Origin of the sequence: Streptomyces sp. BK79 (genome assembly GCF_044142145.1) — a bacterium.
Lineage (GTDB): Bacteria > Actinomycetota > Actinomycetes > Streptomycetales > Streptomycetaceae > Streptomyces.
Genome location: NZ_JBHVOC010000010.1, coordinates 70,310 through 93,987, shown reverse-complemented (window position 1 = coordinate 93,987; position 23,678 = coordinate 70,310). Strand labels below are relative to the sequence as shown.

The following is a 23,678-nucleotide window of genomic DNA, read 5'->3' as shown; positions in this document are numbered from 1 at the left end:
GCAGCGCGACCCACCCCCGCGCCCGCACCGACGCCGCGCACCCACCACACACGACGGTGCCCCCGCGCTCAAACCCAGAGCACGGGGGCACCGTCACGTCGTCGTACGCACAGGCCTCACACCACGAGGAACGCCCCCGTCAGCAGAGCCACCCCAGAACCCGCCATCACCCACGCCACCCGAGTCCGCCGCAGCCCACCGGCCACCACCACCGACGCCAGCAACAACGCCCCACCCAACGGCACCCACGCATACAGCACCCCGGCAGGACCGGACCGCACCGCGTCGTCGCTGCCGGGCTTCATCACTACGGAGTACGTCCGCCCCTCGGCCATCGCGACCGAGTCCTCCAGGACCACCCGCCCCCGCGCCTGCGACCCCGCGGACACCGGCGCGTACGGCCCGCTGCACGTGCCCCCGCCGCACCGCGTCACCTCGACCGTGCCCTGCTCACGCCCCTTGGTCAGCAGCACGTGCTGCGCCGTACCCCAGGACGCCCAGACACCGGCGATCAGGATCAGCGCCGTGACCGTGCCCATCGCCGCGAGCCGGCCGAACCACAGCACGGCACGGGAGGCCTGACGGGGACGGGCAGTGGCGGCAGCTGAGGCAGGCATGGCCGGGATCATTGGCCATACGTGTACGCTCAGTCAACCGTAGTGGAGGACGAGTCGACCTAAGCCCGGAAACATCGCCCATGAACTGCGGGCGGTCGAGATGATGCGTGCCCGCCTTGTCAGTCAGCGAGGCGTGAGGGTCAGTAGCTTCGCGATCCACTCGTCGAAGTGGGGACAGGCGGCTCGCAGAGCGGCTAGACCCAGGTCCATCACCGCCAGGGGGCCGTCCTGTGTTTTCACATACCGCGGGTACAGCTTGAGGATCCGCTTGGAGGGAGCGGTCTCGAGCCCGTCGTTCACATTCTCAGGTCCCCCGGCTTGATCGGCCTGCCGCTTGAGCTCATGGGCCAGGGCCGGGTCGTCAGCCCAGTCCCCGAGCTGCTCCGCGGCAGCGAAGACCCAGCTCTCCGTCTCGTGCAGGACGACATGAGGAAGAAAGCGGGGATGGCCCATGCGTTCCGCGAGGCGCCGCTCGACATGTGCCACCTTCTCCACGGCCGAGCCGGATGGCCGGTCCGACATCCCCGGGCTGTCCTGAGGGAGGCCGTAGTAATCGAGAAGTGTGGTGACCGCAGCCCAGTGGGTGGAGGCCAACAACTTGTGCAGGTCCTTCTCGATTTTCGCCCACTTGCTGACCCCGCCCTTGCCCGCGGGACCACCCGCCGGCATCCGGGTCACCAGGATGGTCGGCACCAGGCAGATGCCGTACTCCGACAGCTCAGGTGCGAGGAAGTCGTTGACCATGTTCTCCTCGGTCTGTCCCTCGCACAGCACCCCCACCATGATCATTCCGAGCGGCCCCGCAACGGCAGCTCCGGCGAGGGCCTGCCGCCCAGCACGTTCTTCTCCCACAGCTCCCCGAGGGAGTAGTCCTCCAGCCACCCTTGGAGCTCTTCGGAAGCCGGGCGTCTCAGTTCCGTCGCTCCTTCCTCGCGTTCCACCACCACGATGTCGTCGAGCGAGAACTGGTTCAGAAGCGTCACGGACTGCGTGGCGATCACGATCTGGCTGCGTACGGCGGCTGACCGGAGCATGTCCGACAGTTGGACGATCGCGTACGGGTGCAGCCCGAGTTCCGGCTCGTCGAGCGTGAAGAGGGCCGGCGGATCGGGCTGGAGGAGTAGAACGCACAGGCAGATGTACCGCAAGGTGCCGTCCGAGAGAGCTTCCGCGGGAAACACCGCGTCGACGCCTTCCTGCATCCAGCGCAGACGGATCCTCCCGCCCGGCTCCTCGTTCAGCAGGAAGTCCCGGAAGAACGGCGCCACTGATTTGATGGCCCGCACGATGCGCCGGTAGGACTTCGGTTCGCCCTCGCGCAGCCGCAACAGGAACGCCGCGAGGTTCGCCGCATCGGGCCGCAGCGCTTCGTTGTCCGCCGCATACCCGAACTGTTTGACCGGCGCCTCACGGCTGGTGTCCTGGAAGTGGAAGACCCGGCAGCCGGCGAGGATGTTCCGCACCGGACGGGCCAGACGAGAGAGCTGCTCCTCCTCCTTCTGCCGCAGCAGCGATTCACGGTGTCCGCGGCCGAAACTCTCCTCCATCGGGAGACCGGGCCCTGGCTCGTGGAAGTGCCCTTTCTCCTCGGCGAAGACGAAGCTGTCATTAGCCGCGGGAACGAGATACGCCTCGTAGCGGTACGGGGGAGCGCCGACCTTGAGCCGAATGCCCTTCTCTGTGCCGCGCCCTGCGAACTGAAGGGCTTGGGCACCACCATGGATGCCCACCTGGAGCGCCAGGTCACCGTCCGCCATCCACCCCAGCAGCTCGAGCGCGCCGACGACGTTGCTCTTGCCCGCCCCGTTGGCACCCACCAGGACGGTCACACCATCACCCAGCTCCAGCGTGCTGGATCGAATGGAGGTGTACCCCTCGACGGTCACCTCTGAGAGCTTGTACGACGGCATGGCCCAACCCTAGGTCAGGGCTTCGGGCAGTGGGTGAGCAGAGCACCAACAGATCATCTGTTGTGATCGCTTGTCCACAGGGTGCCGGTGCACGGTGCAGGTCCGCCGGACCTGGTCGATAAGCTGGACTACCTGCTGTGATCCGGCCACCGGCAGGAAACGGGCGAGACACGGACGAGATACGGAAAGGGGCGTCGCGATCATGCGAGACGGCAGGTGGACCACTGTCACCGAGTCGCAGTTCCAGCACGAGCGCAACGGACTGCTGTATCTCAAGGAGCGGCTCCCGGACAACGAGCCCTACCGTGCCTGGTCGAACTTCACCTTCACCGCGCACAGTGGCCATGTACGCGAGGTCGACCTGCTGGTCGCCGCCCCGGCCGGTCTCTTCCTGGTCGAGTTGAAAAACTGGCAGGGAACGGTCAGCTCCTCGGGAGCGAGCTGGGTGCAGACGCTCTCCGACGACCGTACCCGCATTCACCGCAACCCCCGCCACCTCGCCAACCAGAAGGCGAAGGAACTCAAGGGCCTGCTCAGGGACGCCCTGCAGAAGACCGATCCCCGGCGTCATGTCCCGTACATCCAGGAACTGATCTTCTTCACTGATCCAGGACTGCGCATCCGCCTCGCGCCGAACGACCTGGCGGGCGTCTTCGGCAAGGCCGGCCACAGCGGGCTGGACGACGTCCTCGCCGAGCTCCAGCGCCCCGCTCGCGACATCAAGTCCGGCATCGACCGCCAGTTCTCCCGAGGGCTCGGCAAGCTCCTGGCCGAGGTGGGCATCGGCCGTTCCGACGCCGAGTTCCACGTCGGCACCTACCGACTGGACCGCACCCCCTTCGACACCGGACCGAACTGGGCCGACTACCTCGGCCGCCACGACTCCCTGAGCAAGACCCGCCGTGTGCGCATCTACCTGCGCGAACGAGGAGCCGACCGGCAGGCCCGCGAGTCCATCAGCCACACCGCCGAGCGCGAGGCACGCGCACTGGAGGGCCTCAGGCACCCGGGCCTGGTCGCCCTGGAGAACTTCGACGAGAACGGCCACAGCGCCGGCCCCGCCCTCCTCTACGCCTACCACCCGCGCACGCTCCGCCTGGACGACTACCTCCTCCAGTACGGCGCGAAGCTCGACGCCCAGGCACGGGCCGCCCTCCTGCGCCGCCTGGCCGAAACGGTCCACTACGCGCACCGGCACCTCCTCTTCCACCGCGCCCTGCATGCCCGGGCCGTCCACGTCCTGCCCGGCCCGCGCACCGGGACCGGCAGCGAGGAGGACCGCTGGCTCAACCCGGTCGTCCAGATCGCCGAATGGCAGACGGCGGTCCGCCACCCCCGCCCCCAGGGCGCCCCGGCAGGTTCCGGCGGAACGCTGAGCGGCGGCCACGAGATAATCCCGTCGAACAACCTCGCCGCGTACGTCTCCGAGGCTGCCGACCCCTACCTCGCCCCCGAGGTCACCGCGAAGTCTCCGGACCCCACCGCCCTCGACGTCTTCGGGCTGGGCGTGCTCGGCTACCTGATCTTCACCGGGAGGCCGCCCGCGAGCAGCCAGGCCGAATTGGGCGCCAAACTTGAACAGGGCCGCGGTCTCGTCCCCTCCGCCGTGGCCGACGGCCTGACCAAGGACGTCGACCAGATCGTCCAGGACGCCACGGCCTTCGACCCGTACGCCCGCATCCGCACCGCCGCGGAATTCCTCGAGTGGCTCGACGTCGTCGAACAGGGGCTCAAGCCCAAGAAGCCCGGGACGCAGTCGGCCCTCGAAGCACATGTCGAAGAGGGCGACCCGCTGGAGGCAGCCCCGGACGACGTCATCGGTGGCCGCTTCCGCATCAGGCGGAGCCTGGGCCAGGGCTCCACCTCCCGCGCTCTGCTCGCCGAGGACCTCGAACGCGACAACGCACCCGTCGTCCTCAAGATCGCCCGCAAGGACAAGTACGCCGAGGCACTGCGCCGCGAGGCCGACGTCCTGTCCCGACTGCGCAACGACTCCAAGGTCATCCACCCGGCCCTGCCCGAGCCGATCCGTATCGGCCCGCGCACCGTCCTCGTACTCGACCACGCCGGCGACCGCACCGTCGCCCGCCAGCTGCGCGAGCGTGGCCCGCTTCTCACCGATCAGCTGGAGACCTACTCCACCTACCTCTTCGCGGCCGTCGACTTCCTCGACGGCGAAGGTGTGTGGCACCGCGACCTCAAGCCCGACAACATCGCCATCCGGGTACGCCCCAACGGCACCCGGCAGCTGGTCCTCTTCGACTTCTCCCTCGCCGGCCTCGACGTGGACACCGTCCGGGCCGGCACCGAGGGCTATCTCGACCCATTCATCGAGAACATCACCCGGGGCCGCTACGACGCCCACGCCGAGTGGTACGCCCTGGCCGTCACCCTCCACGAGATGGCCTCCGGAGAGCTGCCCCAGTGGGGCGACGGCTCCGTCCTTGCACGCCAGACCGATCCCAAGAAGTGGCCCCACCCCAAGATCGCCTCCGAGGCCTTCGACTCGGCCCTCCGCGACGGCCTCACCGAGTTCTTCGCACGTGCCCTGCACCGCGACCACCGCAAGCGGTTCCCCGACCTGAAGGAGATGCAGCGCGCCTGGCAGCGCGTCTTCGCCCTCGCCGACCTGCCCGTCCAGGGCCGTACCAGCGGCCACCCCGAGGACCCCGCCCCGTCGGCCGGCGCGCTGCCCGTCGGTGAGCTCCCGCCCCTGGACCCCGCGGCGGACGAGGACGCCCGGGAGGACGCCGCGGCCAAGGCCGGCCGAGACACCGCACTCCTCGTGGCGGGCCTGTCCCTCAGAGCGGTCTCCTTCCTCAACGGCCTGGACGTCCACACCGTCGGTGACCTCCTCGACTACTCGACCCGCAGGCTCGTCAACCGCCCCGGCCTCGGCGCCCGGACCCGCGACGAGATCAACCGCCGCATCAAGCAGTGGCGCCTCGCCCTCGACATCCGCCAGCCCTCCCCGCTCTCCCCGGCCGAGCGCGGCGACTCCGCGGAGGAGATCGCCGAGGCCCGCTCGGAGCAGCGCGAGGAGGGCAGCGACCTGCCCCTGCGCCGCATCTCCCTTGATGCCCTGGTCACCCTCCTGGTGCCCAAGCCGGCCCCCCGGGGACGCAACGCCACCGAGGTCGAGGCGGTGCGACTGCTGCTGCGACTCCCCAGCGAAGAGGGGAACCTGCCCGACGAGCTGCCCAGCTGGCCCCTGAACAAGTCCGTCGCTCCGCTGACCAGCGACCAGGTCACCGAGGGCCGCATCGCCCAGATCGTCGGCGCTCAGCGCAAACGCTGGGGCCGGGACCCGGCGCTCGTCGCCCTGCGAGACGAGCTCCTCGACATACTGGCCACCATGGGCCGGGTCGCCTCTGCGACCGAGCTTGCCGAAGCCTTGATCGGCCGTCGCGGCACCTCCCAGGCCGACCCCAGGGTGCGGCGCGCCCTCGGCATGGCCGCCGTACGGGCCGCGTGCGAGGTCGACTGGGGGATGACCCCACGCCGCCTGCGCAGCCGCCGCCACGGCGAGACCGGCGACAACCGGCTGCTGCTGGCCCTGGAGGTCGACGAGGACAAGGACGCCCCGGACACCCCCTCGGCCCCCGCCCTCCTCAACTACGCCGACCGGCTCGGCAAGGCGGCTGACGCCCTGGCCGCACGCGACACCCTCGCCGGCCCCGGCACCGTGCTGGAACAGATCGTCGCCGCGGACACCGCGTTCCGGGCCCGCTGGCCCGAGGCCCAGATCACCATGGACGAGGCCCGCATGGTCACCCTGGCGGCCGCGGCCTCCCAGGACGCGGCCGCCAACGCCCGGCTGGAGATCTACGCCCGTTCCCTGGAGCCCGTACGAGCCCTCCGTCTCGCCCAGGCCGGCCTGCTGCTGCCACTGGCAGGCAAGTCGGACGACGAGCAGGACGGGCTGACAGTCGAGCAGATCCGCGACCGGGTCCACGCCCGCTTCCCCGACCTGTCCAGCCTCCCGGACGACCGGGTCCTGCTCGGCCGCCTGCTGCGGCAGGCCGGTTTCGAGCTGGAGTGGCGTACGAGCCGGAAGCGTCCTCGCGGCTGGTTCGTACCGAAGCGGGAGTCCGCCGGCGGCGACGTCACCTCGGTCGTCACACAGCGCCGTCCCAGCCGGATCACCCGCACCGACCACTGGACGGCGCGCGATCCGGAGCAGCGTGCCCGCCTGAAGGCCAGGGCCCAGCTGCAGGAGTCCGGCGGCCGTCCCGGCTTCCGGCTCCTCACGGTCCGCTTCGACGACCAGCGCCTCGCCCTGCGGACCCTCACCGAGCAGGGACGCGAGTGGCGCGCCGAACCCGTCGACGTCAGCGCCCTCTTCCTGGCGTCCCTGCGGCGCCTGGTAGAGGCCCGACCCCGGCCCACCTGGGAGACCATCCTGGAGGCGGACAACGCGGAACCGGGATCGCGGGACGCGCTGAAGTTCGGCGAGTACACGGCCGCCGCGTGGCGCGACGTGGAGAAGGACATCCTGGCTGTCCTGGAGGCCCCGGCGGACTCCGGCACCGGCTCCGACACGGCGGCGGGGGAGGGCGACGCAGTCGTCGGCCGCCGCCCGGTGCTCCTGCACGACGCCTCGGTCATGGCCCGCTACGGAGGCATGGGCGTCCTCCAGCGGCTCGCCGACCTGGCCCGCCGGGGCGGTCCGGACGGGCGCGGCCTCTGGCTGCTCAGCCCGCTCACGGACCAGACGGCAGGACCCCGGCTGGACGCCGTGACCGTGCCGATCGAGGACCGCGAGGAGTGGATCAGCCTCAACCATGCCTGGGTGGTCAACGACCCGGGGGAGGAGCAGGCGGCGTAACGCCTGCTCCCGTTTTCCTTGCCGGGCTCGGCTCGGCTCAGATCCGCCCCGCCGGGTCCGGCGGAAGGGCCCGGCTCCGGGCGTTCACGGCGGCCACGGAGGCGCGCAACCGCTCGGTGGAGGAAGCGGCGCGGACGTGCGCCGGGTCCGCGTCCCACTCTCGGCCCCCGCCGACCGGCCGCAACTGGAGATAGGGGCCGACCTGGTCCATCACGACCCCGGTCCGGTTCGTGCGCTCGTCGACGACGACTGTTCCGGCGGTGGGCGGTCCCGGAGACGGAGTGCATGGTGGCGGTGCGGTCACCTGCCACGGCCGCTGTTGGTGCTCGGGCGGGCGGCTGATTCACGTACGTCGGCCACGTCGGTGAGTACGGCGGTCAGCCGATGAGCCGTGGACAGGTTCACCCGCCCCAGCTCCAGGAGCGGACGGTGGACAGTGGTCGTCGTGCAGGACGCCAGGTCCGGCCCGAGGGACGGCAGGGTGATGCCGTGCCGTGCGAGCGCGGCGCTGAGCTCGTCGGATGCGGCGAGCGCGGAGGCGAGGGGGTTGTCGGGGAAGGGATAGACGAACGGGGCGGCCGGGAGGGCGTGTTCGGTTCGGGGGCAGGTGAGGTGATTGTCGCTGTTCATGCTCACAGCGTGCCTGCGTGAAGCTACGCTCAGTAGAGTTCGCGTGCCAGCAACGGAGTTGCGGGCAGCATGCGGCACTTGGCCCCGCGGAATCGGCGGGTGCGCACATGGACACCGCAAGGGGGCACAGCCGATGGCCGGCCGACAGAACCGCAACCAGGACCTGGACCCGTTCACCTCACCGAGGACCTTCTTCGGCAGCGAACTCCGCCGGGCCCGCGAGGCCGCCGGCCTCTCCCAGGACCAGCTCGGCGAGCGGGTCTTCTGCTCCGGCACGTACATCGGCCAGTTCGAGTCGGCGACGAGGCGACCACAGCCGGACCTGTCCAAGCTCCTCGACGACGTCCTCGACACGGGCGAGCACTTCCAGCGCCTGTGCGAACTGGCCCGTAAGTCCAAGCACGCCGACTACTTCGCGGACGCGGCGGAGCTGGAGACCCGCGCCAAGACGATCAGCGAGTACGCGCCGATGCTGGTGCCGGGGTTGTTGCAGACGGAGGCGTATGCGCGGGCGCTGAGCAGTGCCGCGCAACGTTTTGAGTCCCGTGAGGTGGTAGAGGCACTGGTGCAGGCCCGGCTGGAGCGGCAAGCGATCCTTGCCGACTCAACAGCTCCACTGCTGTGGATCGTTCTGCACGAGGCCGTACTTCGTGTGAGGGTCGGTGGTGCCCAGGCCATGGCCGAGCAGCTGATGCACCTGGTAGAGATGGTTGGCACCAACCGTAGGGTGCTGATCCAAGTGCTGCCCTTTGACGCTGGCGCAGACGCCTTCCTCAACGGCACAACGATCCACATGACCTTCACTGACGCACCGGCCGTGACGTACGTGGAGAGCGCGTATACAGGTCAACTCATTGAGGAACCAGCGGTGGTTGCCCAGTATCAGAGGGCCTACGATCTAGCGAGGGCTGCTTCGCTGTCGCCGGAAGCGTCCCTCTCCCTGATCGAGTCGGCGGCGAAGGACTTCGCGACTCAATGACATCCACGTCTGATCTACACGCAGTAACTTGGCGCAAGTCGTCCTACAGCAACGGCGACGGCGGCGCATGCGTCGAGGTGGCTACCGGCTGCCTGGGCACAGTGCCAATCCGCGACAGCAAGATCGCGGCAGGCCCTGTCCTTGTCGTTTCCAACGATGGGTGGTCGGCCTTCCTGGACGCCATCAAGGATGAGCCCGACACCTTGTCTTGATCCCGCACTCATCACGCTTCGTACGAGCCCTGTCACTCAGCTGAGAGACAGGGCTTCGTCGTGGTGAAATGGATGCTTGTGCGCCCTACGGCGCCTTCCGTGACCAAACACCTCAACTGTTGGTGGGCCCAGTGATTGACAGTGCGCGTCTGCTCAAGGATCTGCAGAAGCAGGTGGCCGAGGCTGAGAAGGACCTTCACTCCCAACTCGAGGCGCTTCCCGAGATTGAGCAACGGCTCCTCACGGAGCATGACAAGGCCTTCAGGGCCCGCAGAACCTCGGTTGCGTCCTCTCAGTGGATTAGCGAGCGCGTGACGCAGGCAGCGGTTGCGTGGGCTCTAGGTACGGTATTCGTCCGCTTTTGCGAGGACAATCACCTTCTACTGGATCCGTTCCTGGCAGGTCCGACTCTCGACCGTCAGACACACGCTCAGGAGTTGCACAGTCAATTCATGGCGCTCGACCCCTCCCGTACCCATCGAGACTGGCTTTTGTCGGCGTTTGATGAAATTGGCTCGTCACCCGCCGGTCAAATGCTCTTTGATGAAAATCACAACCCGCTTTACCAAATCCCACTCTCCAACGAAGGCGCTAAGAAGCTCATCGATTTTTGGCGTCTCCATGAGGAGGCTACCGATGTGGGGACTCAAATTGTGCACCAATTCGCCGATCCTGATTGGGGCACCCGATTCCTCGGTGATCTCTATCAAGATCTTTCCCAGGAGGCGAAGGACAAGTATGCACTCCTCCAGACGCCCGAGTTCGTAGAAGAGTTCATTCTGCAGCGTACGCTCGGTAAAGCGATTAAGCAAGTGGGGTATGACGAGGTTAAGATGATCGATCCAACTTGCGGATCTGGTCACTTCGTTCTAGGGGCATTCCATCTGATCCTCGCGGAGTGGGAAAGTGAGGCGCCCAGCGATGACGTTCATTTGCGTGTAGCGGGAGCGCTTAATGCGGTACATGGCGTTGACATTAATCCGTTCGCTGTGGCGATTACTCGCTTCCGCTTGCTCATTGCGGCGCTCAAGGCTGCAGAGATCTCGAGCCTGCGCGAATCAAATAGCTATGATTGGCCACTGCATATCGCGACAGGAGACGCCCTTCTCAAGACGGAACAGGGTAACCTTTTCCAACCAGATGGCGCTCTTAATGTAGACGGAGATCAAGAGTTTTGGTTCGACACAGAGGATCTGGCCGAGCACCTTGATATCCTCAAGCCGGGACGCTATCACGCGGTAGTCGGTAACCCGCCGTATATTGCCGTAAAAGACTCAAACCTTAGAGACACCTATCGTCGCCTGTACCGAAATGTCTGCCACGGCAAGTATGTTTTGTCCGTCCCGTTCATGCAACGGTTCTTCGAACTGGCGATCCGTGACGAGGAAGGGAATGTTGAGTCTGGCTACGTAGGGCAGATCACGTCCAACTCTTTTATGAAACGTGAGTTCGGCGAGAAAATGGTACAGGGATACCTTAAGAGCTCTGTGGACCTGATTGAGGTGATCGACTCTTCTGGTGCGTACATTCCTGGCCATGGAACTCCAACGGTGATCATCGTCGGAAGGAACCGGCCAGCCTCTCTTGGCGCCAGGACTGTACGGACTGTCCGTGGTGTGCAAGGAGAGCCTGAGCCCCCAAGGGACCCAAAGTTCGGTCGCGTGTGGAGAGATATTGTAGAAAGGATTGATGCTCCCGGAAAAAGTGCAGGTGCGTGGGTATCCGCCGATAGCCTTGATCGTGGCGACTACTTTGGAAAGCATCCGTGGATTCTTGCCGACGGTGGCGTGGAAACACTTCAGGAAATCAACAAAAAATCAGTAGGTGAACTCAAAAAGCATGCCAATGCGGTAGTTGGCATTGCTGCAGTCACGGGTGAAGATGACCTTTACCTGCTGCCACGTAATGGCGCTTCGAGGCGACTGGGCGTGCAGCAAACGAGTCCGCTTATCACTGGTGAATCTGTTCGCGATCACCTAGCATTGCCAGAATTTGATGCGATCTGGACTTACGGACAGAACTTTAAAGTTGTCCCACTGTCCGACTTGGGTGCAGCTGCTCGAATTTTGCAGGCAGGGAGAAGTGTAATCCGACGCAGGAAACGCTTCGGCAAGCTTATGGTCGATCGTGGTTTTTCCTGGTATGAGTGGCAGGAGGTGTATGTAGGAAAGCTCAGGTCCTCGTTGACAGTCACCTTCGCTGAAGTGGCTACTCATAACCACTTTGCGCTCGATCGAGGCGATAAAATCTTCAATCGAACATCACCTGTTATTAAGCTTCCCGAGAAGGCTACCGAAGATGATTATCTCAAGCTTCTGGGTGTACTAAACTCGTCTATGGCCTGCTTCTGGTTGAAGCAGATGTGCCACAGCAAGGGGAGTACGGTAGATGTAAAAGGTGCCAGGCAGTCGAGAATTCCGTTTGATGATTTCTATCAATTTAACGGGACTAATGTCCAGGAATTCCCGCTTCCCGCCGTGTATCCCCTTGCTCGTGCAATCGAGCTGGACGCCCTCGCCCAGCAACTCGCTGCCGTAACCCCTGCCACCGTAGCCGCTGACCCGGAGGATGCGCCGACGTCCGAAAAGCTGGCGCAGGCTAAGTCGGAGTGGCACCGCATCCGCGCCCGGATGATCGCCGTCCAGGAGGAGCTGGACTGGGAGGTCTACGGCATTTACGGGCTGCATGACGACCTCACGGCACCGGAAGATTCACTGCCTGCTGACGGCCTTGTTCTCGGGCAACGTGCTTTCGAAATCGGCCTTGGCCAGCGCGTAAAGGATCAGGGTGTCAAGACGGAATGGTTCCGGCGTCACAACTCCACGATGATCAGCGAGGTTCCGGCCGGCTGGCCCGAGGCGTATAAGCAGACCGTCCGTCGTCGACTCGAAGCCATAAAGAACTCCTCCGTGATTGGGCTCATCGAGCGTCCCGAATACAAGCGGCGCTGGCTCACCGACGGGTGGGATCCCCAGCAGCAGGCGGCTCTCAAGGAGTGGCTGCTCGCGCGCATGGAGCGCCGGGAACTCTGGTTCGAGACAGACCACGACGGGACGGAGCGCCCCTGCACCCGTTCCCTCCCCGAGCTGGTCGACGACCTTACTCGTGACCACGACTTCGTAGCGGTTGCGGAGCTCTACGCGCCCGGAGAGGAGCTGTCCGTGGTTGTTCCCAAACTGGTTGAAGACCAGCACGTGCCGTTCCTGGCTGCCCTGCGCTATACGGAGGCGGCCCACAAGAAGAAGCGCGAGGTCTGGGAGCAGGTCTGGCAGCGTCAGCGGGAGGAAGACGCGGCCACCGCTGACAGGGATTACCTGAAGGCGTTGGAGATTCGGAAGGGCACCCCTGTTCCGCCGAAGTACACGACCGCCGATTTCCGCAAGCCCTCCTACGCCACCCAGCGTGGCGGCCTCGACGTCCCCAAGGAGCGGTTCATCTCATACAGCCGCACCCTCAACCCGGCGATCGAGGTCCTGGGCTGGGGAGGCTGGGATCACCTGGAGCAGGCCGCGGCCCTCACCGAGACCATCGAGGCCCGTACGACCTCCGGAAACTGGGAGCGGGAGGACTTCATCCCCTACCTCGCCGGTCTGCTGGAGCTGCTGCCGTGGCTGAAGCAGTGGCACCCCGAGGACGCCGGCATGTTCGAGGAGGCGCTGCTGGACTGGCAGCGGGAGGAGGAGTTCGCGGTCACTGACGAGGAGCTGCGCGCCTGGCGTCCCGCCCGCAAGGCGGCGAAGAAGGCCACGGCCAAGCCAGCCGGCGGGAAGAGCCGGAAGGCGAAGGACGACGAGACCCCCGCCGCCCCGGCGGAGTCCGGGGACCGACAGGAGTAGTCGTCACCCTTCGCAGGGCACCCTTGCGAAGGGCCCCGCCGCACCCGCCATCGCGCCCGTGCCCCGCTGACCCGCGCAAACCCGGCAGTTCCGTGCTCCCCGCACGTTACGCTGAGGTATTCGGGTGACGTGGGCCGTCCGGGTCAGGCGGTCGGGCGTGCCGTGCGCGGGTCGTACGGCGGGCGAGGCGCCGGTCCGGTGACCGGCGCGTGCGGCACCCGGAGACAGGGGCGGACGGCCCGGCGAGCGGCGGCTGCCGTGGGGCCGGACCGGGCGGCCGAGCGGGCCACAAACGGGACACACGAGGAGTACGCGATGGCACACCCCACCCAGCCACTGCTGCGTGAGGTCATCGACATCCCCACCGTCAGTCACGAGAGTTTCGTGCTGAAGCTCACCGAGGCGCTGGGCAGCGACGAGGAGCTTTCGAAGGCGCTGGACGCCTACGTCCTCACCGACAACCTCGTCGAGCGGTTCGGGGACGCCCTGTCCCTCATCGAGGCGGCGCTGACCAGTGGCAGTTCCAAGGCCGCCTACCTCCACGGCTCCTTCGGTTCCGGCAAGTCGCACTTCATGGCGGTGCTGGCCGCGCTGCTGGGCATCCAGGAGCGGGCGTCGCTCAGGATGCGCGGTCACGAGAGCTTCGCTGGGGCCATGCGCGAGCACCCCTGGTTGCACCACACGAAGTTTCTGCTGCTGCCCTTCCACATGCTCGACGGCAAGTCCCTCGAACAGAAGGTGCTCGGCGGCTACGTGGAGCACATCCGTCGCCTGCACGACGACGCGCCGATCCCGCAGGTCTACCGCACGGACGCGCTGTTCGAGAACATCCGCAGCCACCGGGAGCAGATGGGCGACAAGGCGTTCATCGACGGGCTGCCGGGCGGGGACGCCGAGGACAAATGGGGTGACTCGGTCTTCTGGACCACCGAGAAGCTGGACACCGCACTCGCCGCCGAGCAGACGGACGAGGACACCCTCAACGAGGTCGACCCGCAGTGGCACCGTGAGCCCGTCACCCCCGGCGGGCTGCGCGCCAAGCTGGTCTCCGACGCGCTCACCACCTGGTTCAAGGGGCTCTTCCAGGACGCCGCCGAGGACCGGCAGGCGTACGTGTCCCTCGACCGGGGCCTCGGCATCATCGCCGCGCACGCGAAGTCCCTCGGGTACGACGCGCTAGTCCTCTTCCTCGACGAGCTGATCCTGTGGCTGGCCAACCGCATCCGGGACGAGAAGTTCGTCTCCGAGCAGGCCGCCAAGATCACCAACTTCGTGGAGGGCAGCGACGCCCGCCGGGCCATCCCGGTGGTCTCCTTCATCGCCCGCCAGCGCGACCTGCGGGAGCTGGTCGGTGACGAGGCCGTGCTCGGCTCGGCCGAGGTGTCCATCCAGGACACCCTCTCCCTGGCCGACGACCGGTTCCGTACGATCCCGCTGCCCGACAGCGACCTGCCGGCGATCGCGCACGCCCGGCTGTTGGAGCCCCGCAAGGACGTGCCCGACGCGAAGGCCCGCATCGACCAGGCCTTCACCAACATCAAGCGCGTCAAGCCCGACGTGTGGGACGCGCTGCTGGGCGACAGCAAGGACATCACGACCGCGGACGAGGACGCCTTCCGCCGGGCCTTCCCGTTCTCGCCGGCCTTCATGGACACGTTGGTGCGGGTCGCCGAGGCGCTGTCCCGCTCCCGTACCGGCCTGAAGCTCATGGGTCAGATGCTGTACGACCAGCGCGACACCCTCCGCCTGGGCCAGCTCGTGCCCCTCGGTGACCTGTACGAGGTGCTGTACCGGGGCGGCAGCGACCCCTTCACCCAGACACTGCGGGAGCAGTTCCGGTCCGCGCAGGAGCTGTACAAGAACAAGCTCCAGCCCTACCTTCTCGGCCGGTACGAGCTCACGCACGACGACACCGAGGCGTACCGTCGCGATCCGGACGGGCTCGACCCCGCCGTACGCGCCCGGGTGGAGTCGTTCATCGTCGACAACCGGCTCATCGGCACGCTGCTGCTGTCCGCCCTCGTGCCGTCCGTGCCCGCCTTCCAGAACCTGACCGTCAAGCGGCTCACCGCCCTCAACCACGGCATCGTCACCTCCCGGGTGCGTGGCTTCGAGGCCAAGGAGGTCGCGAAGAAGGCCAAGGAATGGGCCGACGAGTTCGGTGAGATCAAGTACACCGAAGGGCCCGACGCCGGGATCTCGCTGGAGCTCGTCGGGGTCGACTACGAGTCGATCATCACCCGCGCCCAGACCAACAACAACCCGTCCAACCGCCGCGGCCTCCTCAAGCGCATGCTGTGGGAGGAGCTGGGGGTGACCGAGGGCCAGCTCGACGACCAGCTCAACCTGTCGTGGCGGGGCTCCCGGCGGTCCGCCGAGGTCCTCTTCGGGAACCTCGCCGACGCCAACACCCTGGACGACGAGAAGGTCAAGCCGCGCCAGCCGGGCAACTGGCGGCTCATCGTCGACATGCCCTTCGACGATGTATACGGAGAGGCCGAGGACCGCGACCGCATCATGCGGCTCAAGAACCTCCCCGACCACGACGAGATCCGCACCATCGGCTGGATCCCCGCGCACTTCACGCACGCCATGTACACGAAGTTCCAGCGGCTGGTCATCATCGACTACGTCCTCAACGGACAGCGCTTCGAGTCCTACGCCGGTCACCTCAGCCCCAACGACCGGGAACGCGCCAAGGACGCCCTGCGCAACCAGCACCGCCGCCTGTCCAGCACCGTACGGACCGCCCTCAAGCAGGCCTACGGCCTTCTGCCGAAGGACCCTGCGGTCGTCGGCGGCTACGACGAGCACATCCTGCCCGTCCCCGACATGCAGGGGATCGTGCTGGAGTACAACCAGTCGCTGTACGACGCGGCGCGGCGCATCATCTCCGGCGCCCTCGCCCACCAGTACCCGGCCCACCCCGACTTCGACCCGCAGAACGAGCAGCTGTCGGTGCGGACGGCCGACGTCAAGACCGTCTTCGGGTACCTGCGCGCTGCCTCCGACGAAGGCACCGACGTCGTCGAGATCCGTCCGAAGGACCGCCCGCTGATGGCCCGCATCGCCGGTCAGAAGGGCCTGAAGCTGGGCACCATGTTCGAGGCCCGCTTCCAGCTCGGCCGGCACTGGGAGGAGCACTTCGGGCAGAAGGCCGGCACCACCTACGACGACAAGGACATCCCCGTCCACGTCCTCCTCGGCTGGATCGACGAGCCCCTGCCGTACGGCCTCGACCCGGTCCTCGCCAACCTGGTGCTGTGCGCCTACGCCGAGCGCACCGACCGGGTGTGGACCTACCACAACGGTCCCGCCGCGGTCGCCGACCCCACCGCCCTCAAGACCGTCTACAGCCTGCGGGCGCAGGAACGCCCCACCGAGGAGGCGTGGAACGAGGCCATCGAGCGCGCGGCACGGATATTCGGCGAAGCCCCGCTGTCGCCGATGCGCCGGGCCCGCATCATCACCGAGTTCAGCGACCGGATCAGGGCACGGGCCGCGCAGCTGCGCACCGCCGCGAGGAAGCTCGTCGACGAGCTGGAGCAGCACGCCGACTACCTCGGTCTGGACACCGAGAACGACGAGGGCCGCCTCGGCACCGCACGCCGCGCAGCCGTCCTCGTGGACGACCTGGCCGACGCCGACCGGCACGACCCGCTCGCCATCGTCAACCTGCTCGCCGGTGCCGACACCGGTGACCGGGCCGGCCAGGAGCGGATCGGGACGTCCCTGTCCAGCGCGCCCGCCGTCATCGGAGCGCTGACGGGCGTGCCCTGGTCCAGCGTCTACGACATGGCCCGCGACGTGCGCGAACCGTACGCCACCGAGGCCCGCGTCGTCCTCGACTCCCTGCACGGCACGGCACGGGCGGACGAGAACACCGCCGTCCTCGGCACCGCGCTGGAGAAGGCGACCAGGGAACTCACCGCGATCCTGCGCCGCGCCAACGCCGCACAGACGCCGCCGCCCGCGCCCCCCACCAGCCCGCAGCCCGGCCCCGCGCCGGTTCCCGCGCCCGCCCGCTTCCCCCTGCCCAGCAACGGTGCTTCGGGCCGGAACGGCAACGGCACGTCCGTCGCCGTACCGGAGCAGTCGCACGGACAGTACGAGACGGAGGCCGCCGACGCCATCGACCGGCTGCGCGCGGAGCTTGCCGAAGTGACCGAGGCCCACCCGCACGTCCGCGTCCAGGTCACATGGCAGGTGATCGACCAGCCGTGAGCACGAACAGCACCACCGCTCCGCCGCCCGGACACGGCACCGGGCAGTCCCGTCCCAGGCCTGCCCACCCTGCCGCGATCGTCCAGGTACTGGAAGCCCGTTCCTTCACCGAGGGCGAGCCCCGCATTGTCCTCATCCGTGCGGAGCCGCACTGGAACGGGCCCCGTCGGCTGCCGCTCGGCGGCGGCCGGAGCGCGCACATCACCACCGCTGTCTCACCGCTCGCCGTGCTGGACACACTCGTCGCATGGGACCGGACCGACCCCGGTGAACGGGACGTGCTCGCTGTCCTCACCGACGTGGAGGACGCCGACCTCGGCCCCGGCCTGCTCGCCCGCGTCTACCGCAACCGCGTCTACCCCATAGAGCCCTGGGCCGTCGTCCGCCGCCTCTTCGGCGCCGTCGACCTCGACCCCCGCCTGACCGCGGAGGGCTGGGCGGCCGAAGCCCTCATCGACGCGGCGGGCCAGGAGAGCTGGCCCAAGACCCCCGGCACGGTCCTCTCCCGCGACACCGCCCTGTCCCGGCTCGCCGCCGGGCGGCTGTCCACCACCGCCCACCGCCTCGACCCCGACCGGCTCGACCTGCACGCCCTGATGGCCTGGTCCCTCGCTCCCGGCGCGGTCGAACGCGTCGCCTCGCTGCGCGACCAGGAACGGCGCGGACTCGCGGCCTGGCTCGCCGACCCCGACCGGGTGGGCCTTCGGTCCCACCAGGCGCTCACCGCCCTGTTCGCGTTGTTCGAGGCGGGTAATGGGGCGGACGCGGTGCCCATGGGCCTGGTGTGCGCTGCCCTGTGGGGCGGAAAAGCACCCATGGGAGTAGACCGTGCCCGTGGCCGCGCGGAGCTGAAGTTCGGTGGCCGACGGCTCGACGACGACACCTTCGCCGCCTTCGGCGCCGAGACCGAGGACTACGTCCGGGTCCTGCTGACCGCCCGCTCCGCGCACGTGTCCGAGGACGAGCCGATGCTGCCGGGACCCGACCCTCGCGCCCTCATGGCCCGAGCCGACGTCCTCATCCGCGACATGGGGGCAGAGGACGCCGCCGCCGCCAGCGACCTGCTCGAAACCGGACTACAGGCACGCTACGGAGCCGTCGCCCGCACACTGACCGCCTGTGTTCCCACCGACCCGGGTAAATCCCCGGCCGAGCGGCGCGTCCGAGACCTGACACACGCCGTCGAACGGCTGTCCCGGCATGAGCTATCCCGGCTCGCGAGCCACCGTACGACGATGACCCGGATCCGTATGGCGCAGCGGCTCGTGCACTGGCTCGCCCAGCCCCCGGCCACCAAATTCACCACCGTGGCCGAGGCGGTGCAACAGCACATCGCCACCTACGGATGGGTTGACCTCGCCCACGGCTGGATCACCGACGGCGACCACGCACACCCGGAACTGCCCGGCGCGCTCGCCACACTGAGCACCGCAGTACGGGCCCGGCGGCACGCTCTCGACGAGGCGTTCGCCACCTGCCTCACCGAGGAGACCCGCAGCGGCGCCGCACCCCGCGACGCCCTCGTCGTCGAGGACTTCGCCCGCCGCGTCCTGGCACCGATCGTCAAACCCAGCCGCACGTCGAGCGCCGGAAGCCCGCCGCTCCTCCTCGTCGTACTCGACGGAGCGAGCGCCGCCGTGGCAGCGGCCCTCGCCGAGCAACTGCGCACACGCTCCTGGGCCGAATACGACCCCGTGGCCGACACTGCGGGAGACCGTCAGCGGCGCGGCATGCTCGCCGCGCTGCCCACGATCACCCGGGCCTCCCGCGGCTCGCTCTTCGCCGGCGAGCTCACCGAGATCGACCAGCAGGAGGAACGCAGGCGTTTTGCGGCACACCGCTTCTGGGGCGGAGCAAAGGTTCAGCTCTTCCACAAGGCCGACCTGCGGGGAGACGCGGGACACGCCCTCGGCGGCGAACTCGCGGAGGCACTCGCCGACCCCGACACCCACGTCGCCGTCGTCGTCAACACAGTCGACGACCGCCTCGGCGAGGACCGGGCCATGTCTCACTGGCAGCTGAACGAACTCCTCGGAATGGAACACCTGCTGACCCAAGCCCGCACCACCGGCCGTGCGCTGGTCATCACCGCCGACCACGGACACGTCCTCGACCACGGCACCGACAAGGAGAACGTCCCCGACGCGCTCTCCGCACGACACCGCAGAGGCACCACACCGGCCGCCCGAGGCGAGACCGTCCTCACCGGACGGCGTGTCGTCGCCGAAGGACAGCGCATCACCGCCCTGTGGGACACCGGGCTGCGCTACGGAAACCGGCAGGCCGGATACCACGGCGGCGTCGCCCTCGCCGAAGCTGCCATCCCCGTGCTGGCCTTTGTCCCCCACGGCGCACCCGTACCCAAGGGCTGGCGGGAGCTCGGCCCCCAGCGGCCCTTCTGGTGGTCCCTGAAAGAGGACACCGTTCCCGGCGTACCCGTCCCGTCCGCACAGACACCGGCCATCACACCGCCGACCAGGCGTACGCCCTCGGCCGCCGATCTGCGGAAGAGGGCGGAAGAGCAGCAGGCCGCCGAGCACGAGACCGGCCAGGGAGTGCTGATGTCCTTCGAGGACATCAGCACAGTCGAGCCGACCGGGACGGCCGCGCCTCCTCCCCAGCCTGCCCTCGCCCCCGCCTCGGCCGCCGAACAGCTCATCGAGGGGCTGCGCGCATCCGACATCATGAGCGCGCAGCTCGGCTCACTGCCACGCCCGGAGGAATTCGACACCGTCGCAAAGGCCGTCCGGGCACTCGTCGACGCCCACGGGATCCTGCCGGTCACCGCGGTCGCGGAACAGGCCGGGAAACGCGCCACGCGCGCCGCGGGCTTCGCCGCCACACTGCAACGCGTACTCAACTACGACCAGGCTGAGATCCTCACCCTCACCGACAACGGACGCTCCCTCCGGCTCGACGTACCGTTGCTGCGACGGCAGTTCCGCATCGGTACGACAGGCGGAGCACGGACGTGACAGCCCAGGGCATCAGCCCCGAACGTCGCATTCGACTGATCGACGCACTGCGCCGGGGCGCCGTACCCGAGACCGGACTCGGGGTCCTCGCGGTCGGCCTCGGCCGGTTCGAGGCCGCCGTCGACGCGGAACTCGACGCGGTCGCCACCGGATCGGCCGTCTTCAAAGCCGTACGGGGCGAATACGGTTCGGGCAAGACCTTCTTCACTCGCTGGCTCGCCGAACGTGCCAAGCAGCGCAACTTCGCCGTCGCCGAGGTACAGGTCTCCGAGAACGAGACCCCCCTGCACAAACTGGAAACGGTCTACCGGCGACTCACCGAGCGCCTCGCCACCAGCACCTTCCCACCCAGCGCATTCCGGCCGGTCGTCGACGCCTGGTTCTACGCCCTGGAGGAGGACGCACTCGCCGCCGGTGCCACCGACGACGAACTGCCGGAGGCCGTGGACGGCCTCCTCACCGCACGCCTCGCCGAGGTCTCCCGCGTCGCACCGGCGTTCGCCACCGCCCTGCGGGGTTACCGGCGAGCCCAGGACGCGGGAGACGACGCCACCGCCGAATCGGTCCTCGCCTGGCTCGGCGGGCAGCCCCACGTCGCCGCAGCGGCCCGCCGAAGCGCAGGCGTCCGCGGTGACCTGGACCACTTCGGAGCGCTCGGCTTCCTTCAGGGCCTGCTGACCGTCCTCAAGGACTCCGGCCACCCCGGGCTGCTTCTCGTCCTCGACGAGGTGGAAACACTGCAGCGAGTCCGCTCGGACGCCCGGGACAAGGCGCTCAACGCACTGCGCCAGCTCATCGACGAGGTGCACTCCGGGCGGTTCCCCGGCCTCTACCTCCTCATCACCGGCACACCCGCCTTCTTCGAAGGACCGCAGGGCGCCCAGCGGCTGGCACCGCTCGCCCAGCGCCTGGCCACCGACTTCACCACCGACGCCCGCTTCGACAACCCGCGCGCCGTGCAGCTCAGGCTCCCCGGCTTCACCGTGGAATCCCTGACCGAACTCGGCGGCAGGGTCCGGGACCTCCATGCCTCGGGGACCGAAGGGAAAGCCGCCGAACGGGTACGGAGTGTCGTCGACGACTCCTACCTGACCGACCTCGCGCGCGCCTTGGCAGGGAGCCTCGGTGGCAGAGTCGGCATCGCACCGAGGCTCTTCCTCAAGAAGCTCGTGGGTGACGTACTCGACCGTGTGGAGCAGTTCGAGGACTTCGATCCGCGCAAGCACTACGCGCTCACAGTCACGGAATTCGAGCTGACCGGCACCGAGAGGAACGCCGCGGCAGGCTCGGCCGACGACATCGAACTCCCTCTGTGAGGCGCCCGTGAACTCCGGCGACACCCCGGACGCGGTCGATCGGCTCCACCCCATCGTCCTGCACCACATCGCCAACACCCTCGGCTGGCCAGATCTGCGCCCTCTCCAGAAGGCCGCCGTCCATCCGCTCATGGACGGCACGGACGCGCTGCTCCTCGCACCCACCGCCGGCGGCAAGACCGAAGCCGCAGCATTCCCGCTGCTGTCGAAGATGGCCGAGGCACGGTGGACAGGAACATCGATCCTCTATGTGTGCCCGCTCAAGGCACTGCTCAACAACCTCCTGCCGCGCCTGGAGAGCTACACCGCGTGGCTCGGACGCTCCGCGGCACTCTGGCACGGCGACGTCCCACAGTCCCGGCGCAAACGCATTCTGTGGGAGCGGCCCGACATCCTGCTGACCACGCCGGAATCGCTGGAAGCAATGCTGGTCAGCGCGAACGTTGATCACCGAGCCTTCTTCTCGGGGTTGCGAGCGGTCGTCGTGGACGAGGTCCACGCCTTCGCAGGCGACGACCGTGGCTGGCACCTCCTTGCCGTGCTGGAGCGACTGGAACGGATCGCCGACCGCCCGGTGCAGCGGGTCGGCCTCTCCGCGACCGTGGGCAATCCTCCGCAGCTCCTGGCCTGGCTGCAGGGCTCCGGTGCCGGGAAGCGCTCCTCACAGGTGGTCGACGTCGGCAGCCCCGCACCGACGGCCGGCCTCCCGCCGTCCGGAGACATCCAGCTCGACTACGTGGGCTCCCTGGAGAACGCCGCCACCGTCATCGCCTCACTCCACCGGGGAGAGAAGCGCCTGGTCTTCTGCGAGACCCGGCGGCACGTCGAGAAGCTCGGCGAGTGCCTGCGCGCCAAGGGTGTGACCACGTTCCTATCGCATGCCTCCCTCGCCGTCGACGAGCGCCGACGCGCCGAGGAAGCGTTCAGTGAGGCGCGCGACTGCGTCATCGTCTCCACCAGCACTCTCGAACTCGGCATCGACGTAGGTGACCTCGACCGCGTCGTTCAGATCGACGCACCGCCCACCGTAGCGTCCTTCCTCCAGCGCCTGGGCCGAACCGGCAGGCGGCCGGGATCCACCCGCAACTGCCTCTTCCTCACCCTCGACGAGGACGGCCTGCTCGCCGCCGCGGCCCTGCTCCTGCAGTGGTCACGGGGCTGGGTCGAACCAGTGGTGGCCCCACCCGAGCCCCGGCACATCGCCGCCCAGCAGGTACTCGCCCTCTGCCTGCAGGAGAACACCGTCGGAGAACACCTCTGGCAGGAATGGTGGGGCGGGCTGGGGCCCTTCGGACCCCCGGCCGAACCGATCGTGAAACACCTGATCGACGAGGGATACCTCGAACGTGACGGAGGCATGCTGTTGATCGGTCCCGAAGCGGAGCAGCGCTTCGGCTACCGCCACTTCATGGAGCTGACGGCGGTGTTCACGGCCGCGCCGGAGTTCACTGTGCTCTTCGGCCGCAAGGAGATCGGGTCGACCGACCCCGCTCTGCTGACCGAGAAAGTAGCTGGCCCACGACGCCTCCTGCTGGCGGGGCGCAGCTGGCAGGTTACCTACATCGACTGGTCCAGGCGCCGATGCTTCGTCGAACCCGTGGAGAGCGGCGGCAAGGCACGGTGGGCCGGAGCGGGCTTCGCCCGGGGAGCTTCGTACGAACTCACACGCGGCGTACGCGAAGTCCTGCTCGGTACCGATCCACCCGTGACGCTGACACGGCGCGCCCACGACGCCCTGGCCGCCGCCCGCGAGAACGCCGTCGAACGCGTGCACCCGGGCGGAACCGTCGTCGTCCGTGGCGGTCGCGACACCGGCGTCCGCTGGTGGACCTGGGCCGGGCAGAGGGCGAACGCCACACTGGCGGCCACCCTCAGCGAGATCGCCGACCCCCTTCAGTACCCCACGGACGCCTGCATCCGCCTTCGGGAGGACCTGACAGCTACCGAATGGCAGCAGGCCAGGGCCCGGGCGGAAGAGCAGCTCAGCCTGCCTTCCGTGGACCCGCGGGCATTGCGGGGACTGAAGTTCAGTGCCGCCCTGCCGGAACGCCTCGCCACGGCCACGCTGGCCACTCGTCTGGCGGATCCGGACAGGGCTGTATCGGTCCTCAAGGAGCCCGCCCGGCTCTCGGCTCCGCGCCTCTGAACGAT

Annotated in this window: 13 protein-coding genes; 8 read left to right on the top strand and 5 right to left on the bottom strand. The window is 68.1% G+C overall.

Annotated features, from left to right (window positions below; genetic code table 11):
• Positions 1-116: 116 nt before the first annotated feature.
• The 3 genes from ACFIF2_RS14535 to ACFIF2_RS14525 all read right to left on the bottom strand — a co-directional run bounded on the left by ACFIF2_RS14535 (position 117) and on the right by ACFIF2_RS14525 (position 2,527).
• Positions 117-629: a hypothetical protein gene (locus ACFIF2_RS14535; protein ID WP_395573038.1), complete on the bottom strand. Its 513-nt coding sequence runs from the start codon at positions 627-629 to the stop codon at positions 117-119.
• A gap of 111 nt (positions 630-740) precedes the next feature.
• Positions 741-1,400, bottom strand: a complete 660-nt coding sequence (locus tag ACFIF2_RS14530; protein ID WP_395573037.1) for a DUF4276 family protein — start codon at positions 1,398-1,400, stop codon at positions 741-743.
• Between the two features lie 2 nt (positions 1,401-1,402).
• Positions 1,403-2,527 (bottom strand): AAA family ATPase, encoded by a 1,125-nt coding sequence (locus tag ACFIF2_RS14525; protein ID WP_395573036.1) that lies wholly within the window; start codon positions 2,525-2,527, stop codon positions 1,403-1,405.
• Positions 2,528-2,729: 202 nt separating this feature from the next.
• On the opposite strand from ACFIF2_RS14525, the gene pglW reads away from it, so the two are divergent.
• Positions 2,730-7,355 (top strand): BREX system serine/threonine kinase PglW, encoded by a 4,626-nt coding sequence (gene pglW / locus ACFIF2_RS14520; protein WP_395573035.1) that lies wholly within the window; start codon positions 2,730-2,732, stop codon positions 7,353-7,355.
• Positions 7,356-7,392: 37 nt separating this feature from the next.
• On the opposite strand, the gene ACFIF2_RS14515 is transcribed toward pglW, so the two are convergent.
• Together ACFIF2_RS14515 and ACFIF2_RS14510 are read right to left on the bottom strand one after the other, a co-directional pair.
• On the bottom strand, positions 7,393-7,566 hold the full coding sequence (locus ACFIF2_RS14515) for a hypothetical protein (protein WP_395573034.1): 174 nt from the start codon (positions 7,564-7,566) through the stop codon (positions 7,393-7,395).
• A gap of 89 nt (positions 7,567-7,655) precedes the next feature.
• Positions 7,656-7,985: a hypothetical protein gene (locus ACFIF2_RS14510; protein ID WP_395573033.1), complete on the bottom strand. Its 330-nt coding sequence runs from the start codon at positions 7,983-7,985 to the stop codon at positions 7,656-7,658.
• A 133-nt stretch (positions 7,986-8,118) separates the two neighbouring features.
• On the opposite strand from ACFIF2_RS14510, the gene ACFIF2_RS14505 reads away from it, so the two are divergent.
• From ACFIF2_RS14505 to ACFIF2_RS14475, 7 genes are all read left to right on the top strand, one after another.
• A complete protein-coding gene (locus tag ACFIF2_RS14505; RefSeq protein WP_395573032.1) occupies positions 8,119-8,964 on the top strand; it encodes a Scr1 family TA system antitoxin-like transcriptional regulator in 846 nt (281 codons plus the stop codon).
• Positions 8,961-9,176: a DUF397 domain-containing protein gene (locus ACFIF2_RS14500; protein ID WP_395573031.1), complete on the top strand. Its 216-nt coding sequence runs from the start codon at positions 8,961-8,963 to the stop codon at positions 9,174-9,176. Before ACFIF2_RS14505 ends, ACFIF2_RS14500 begins: the two co-directional genes overlap by 4 nt.
• A gap of 131 nt (positions 9,177-9,307) precedes the next feature.
• On the top strand, positions 9,308-13,012 hold the full coding sequence (gene pglX / locus ACFIF2_RS14495) for a BREX-2 system adenine-specific DNA-methyltransferase PglX (protein ID WP_395573030.1): 3,705 nt from the start codon (positions 9,308-9,310) through the stop codon (positions 13,010-13,012).
• 315 nt (positions 13,013-13,327) lie between these two features.
• Entirely contained in the window at positions 13,328-17,236 is a 3,909-nt protein-coding gene (locus tag ACFIF2_RS14490; protein ID WP_395573029.1) for a DUF6079 family protein, read from the top strand.
• Positions 17,233-20,211: a BREX-2 system phosphatase PglZ gene (pglZ, locus tag ACFIF2_RS14485; protein WP_395573028.1), complete on the top strand. Its 2,979-nt coding sequence runs from the start codon at positions 17,233-17,235 to the stop codon at positions 20,209-20,211. Before ACFIF2_RS14490 ends, pglZ begins: the two co-directional genes overlap by 4 nt.
• On the top strand, positions 20,208-21,527 hold the full coding sequence (brxD, locus tag ACFIF2_RS14480; RefSeq protein WP_395573027.1) for a BREX system ATP-binding protein BrxD: 1,320 nt from the start codon (positions 20,208-20,210) through the stop codon (positions 21,525-21,527). Before pglZ ends, brxD begins: the two co-directional genes overlap by 4 nt.
• A 7-nt stretch (positions 21,528-21,534) precedes the next feature.
• Positions 21,535-23,673 carry a DEAD/DEAH box helicase gene (locus tag ACFIF2_RS14475; protein ID WP_395573026.1) on the top strand — a complete coding sequence of 713 codons (2,139 nt, stop codon included), beginning with the start codon at positions 21,535-21,537 and terminating at the stop codon, positions 23,671-23,673.
• The last annotated feature ends 5 nt before the right edge of the window (positions 23,674-23,678 follow it).

Coding starts and splice junctions, on each gene's coding strand:
- ACFIF2_RS14535 (WP_395573038.1), bottom strand. CDS start 629: ATGATCCCGGCCATGCCTGCCTCAGCTGCCGCCACTGCCCGTCCCCGT.
- ACFIF2_RS14530 (WP_395573037.1), bottom strand. CDS start 1,400: ATGGTGGGGGTGCTGTGCGAGGGACAGACCGAGGAGAACATGGTCAAC.
- ACFIF2_RS14525 (WP_395573036.1), bottom strand. CDS start 2,527: ATGCCGTCGTACAAGCTCTCAGAGGTGACCGTCGAGGGGTACACCTCC.
- pglW (WP_395573035.1), top strand. CDS start 2,730: ATGCGAGACGGCAGGTGGACCACTGTCACCGAGTCGCAGTTCCAGCAC.
- ACFIF2_RS14515 (WP_395573034.1), bottom strand. CDS start 7,566: ATGGACCAGGTCGGCCCCTATCTCCAGTTGCGGCCGGTCGGCGGGGGC.
- ACFIF2_RS14510 (WP_395573033.1), bottom strand. CDS start 7,985: ATGAACAGCGACAATCACCTCACCTGCCCCCGAACCGAACACGCCCTC.
- ACFIF2_RS14505 (WP_395573032.1), top strand. CDS start 8,119: ATGGCCGGCCGACAGAACCGCAACCAGGACCTGGACCCGTTCACCTCA.
- ACFIF2_RS14500 (WP_395573031.1), top strand. CDS start 8,961: ATGACATCCACGTCTGATCTACACGCAGTAACTTGGCGCAAGTCGTCC.
- ACFIF2_RS14490 (WP_395573029.1), top strand. CDS start 13,328: ATGGCACACCCCACCCAGCCACTGCTGCGTGAGGTCATCGACATCCCC.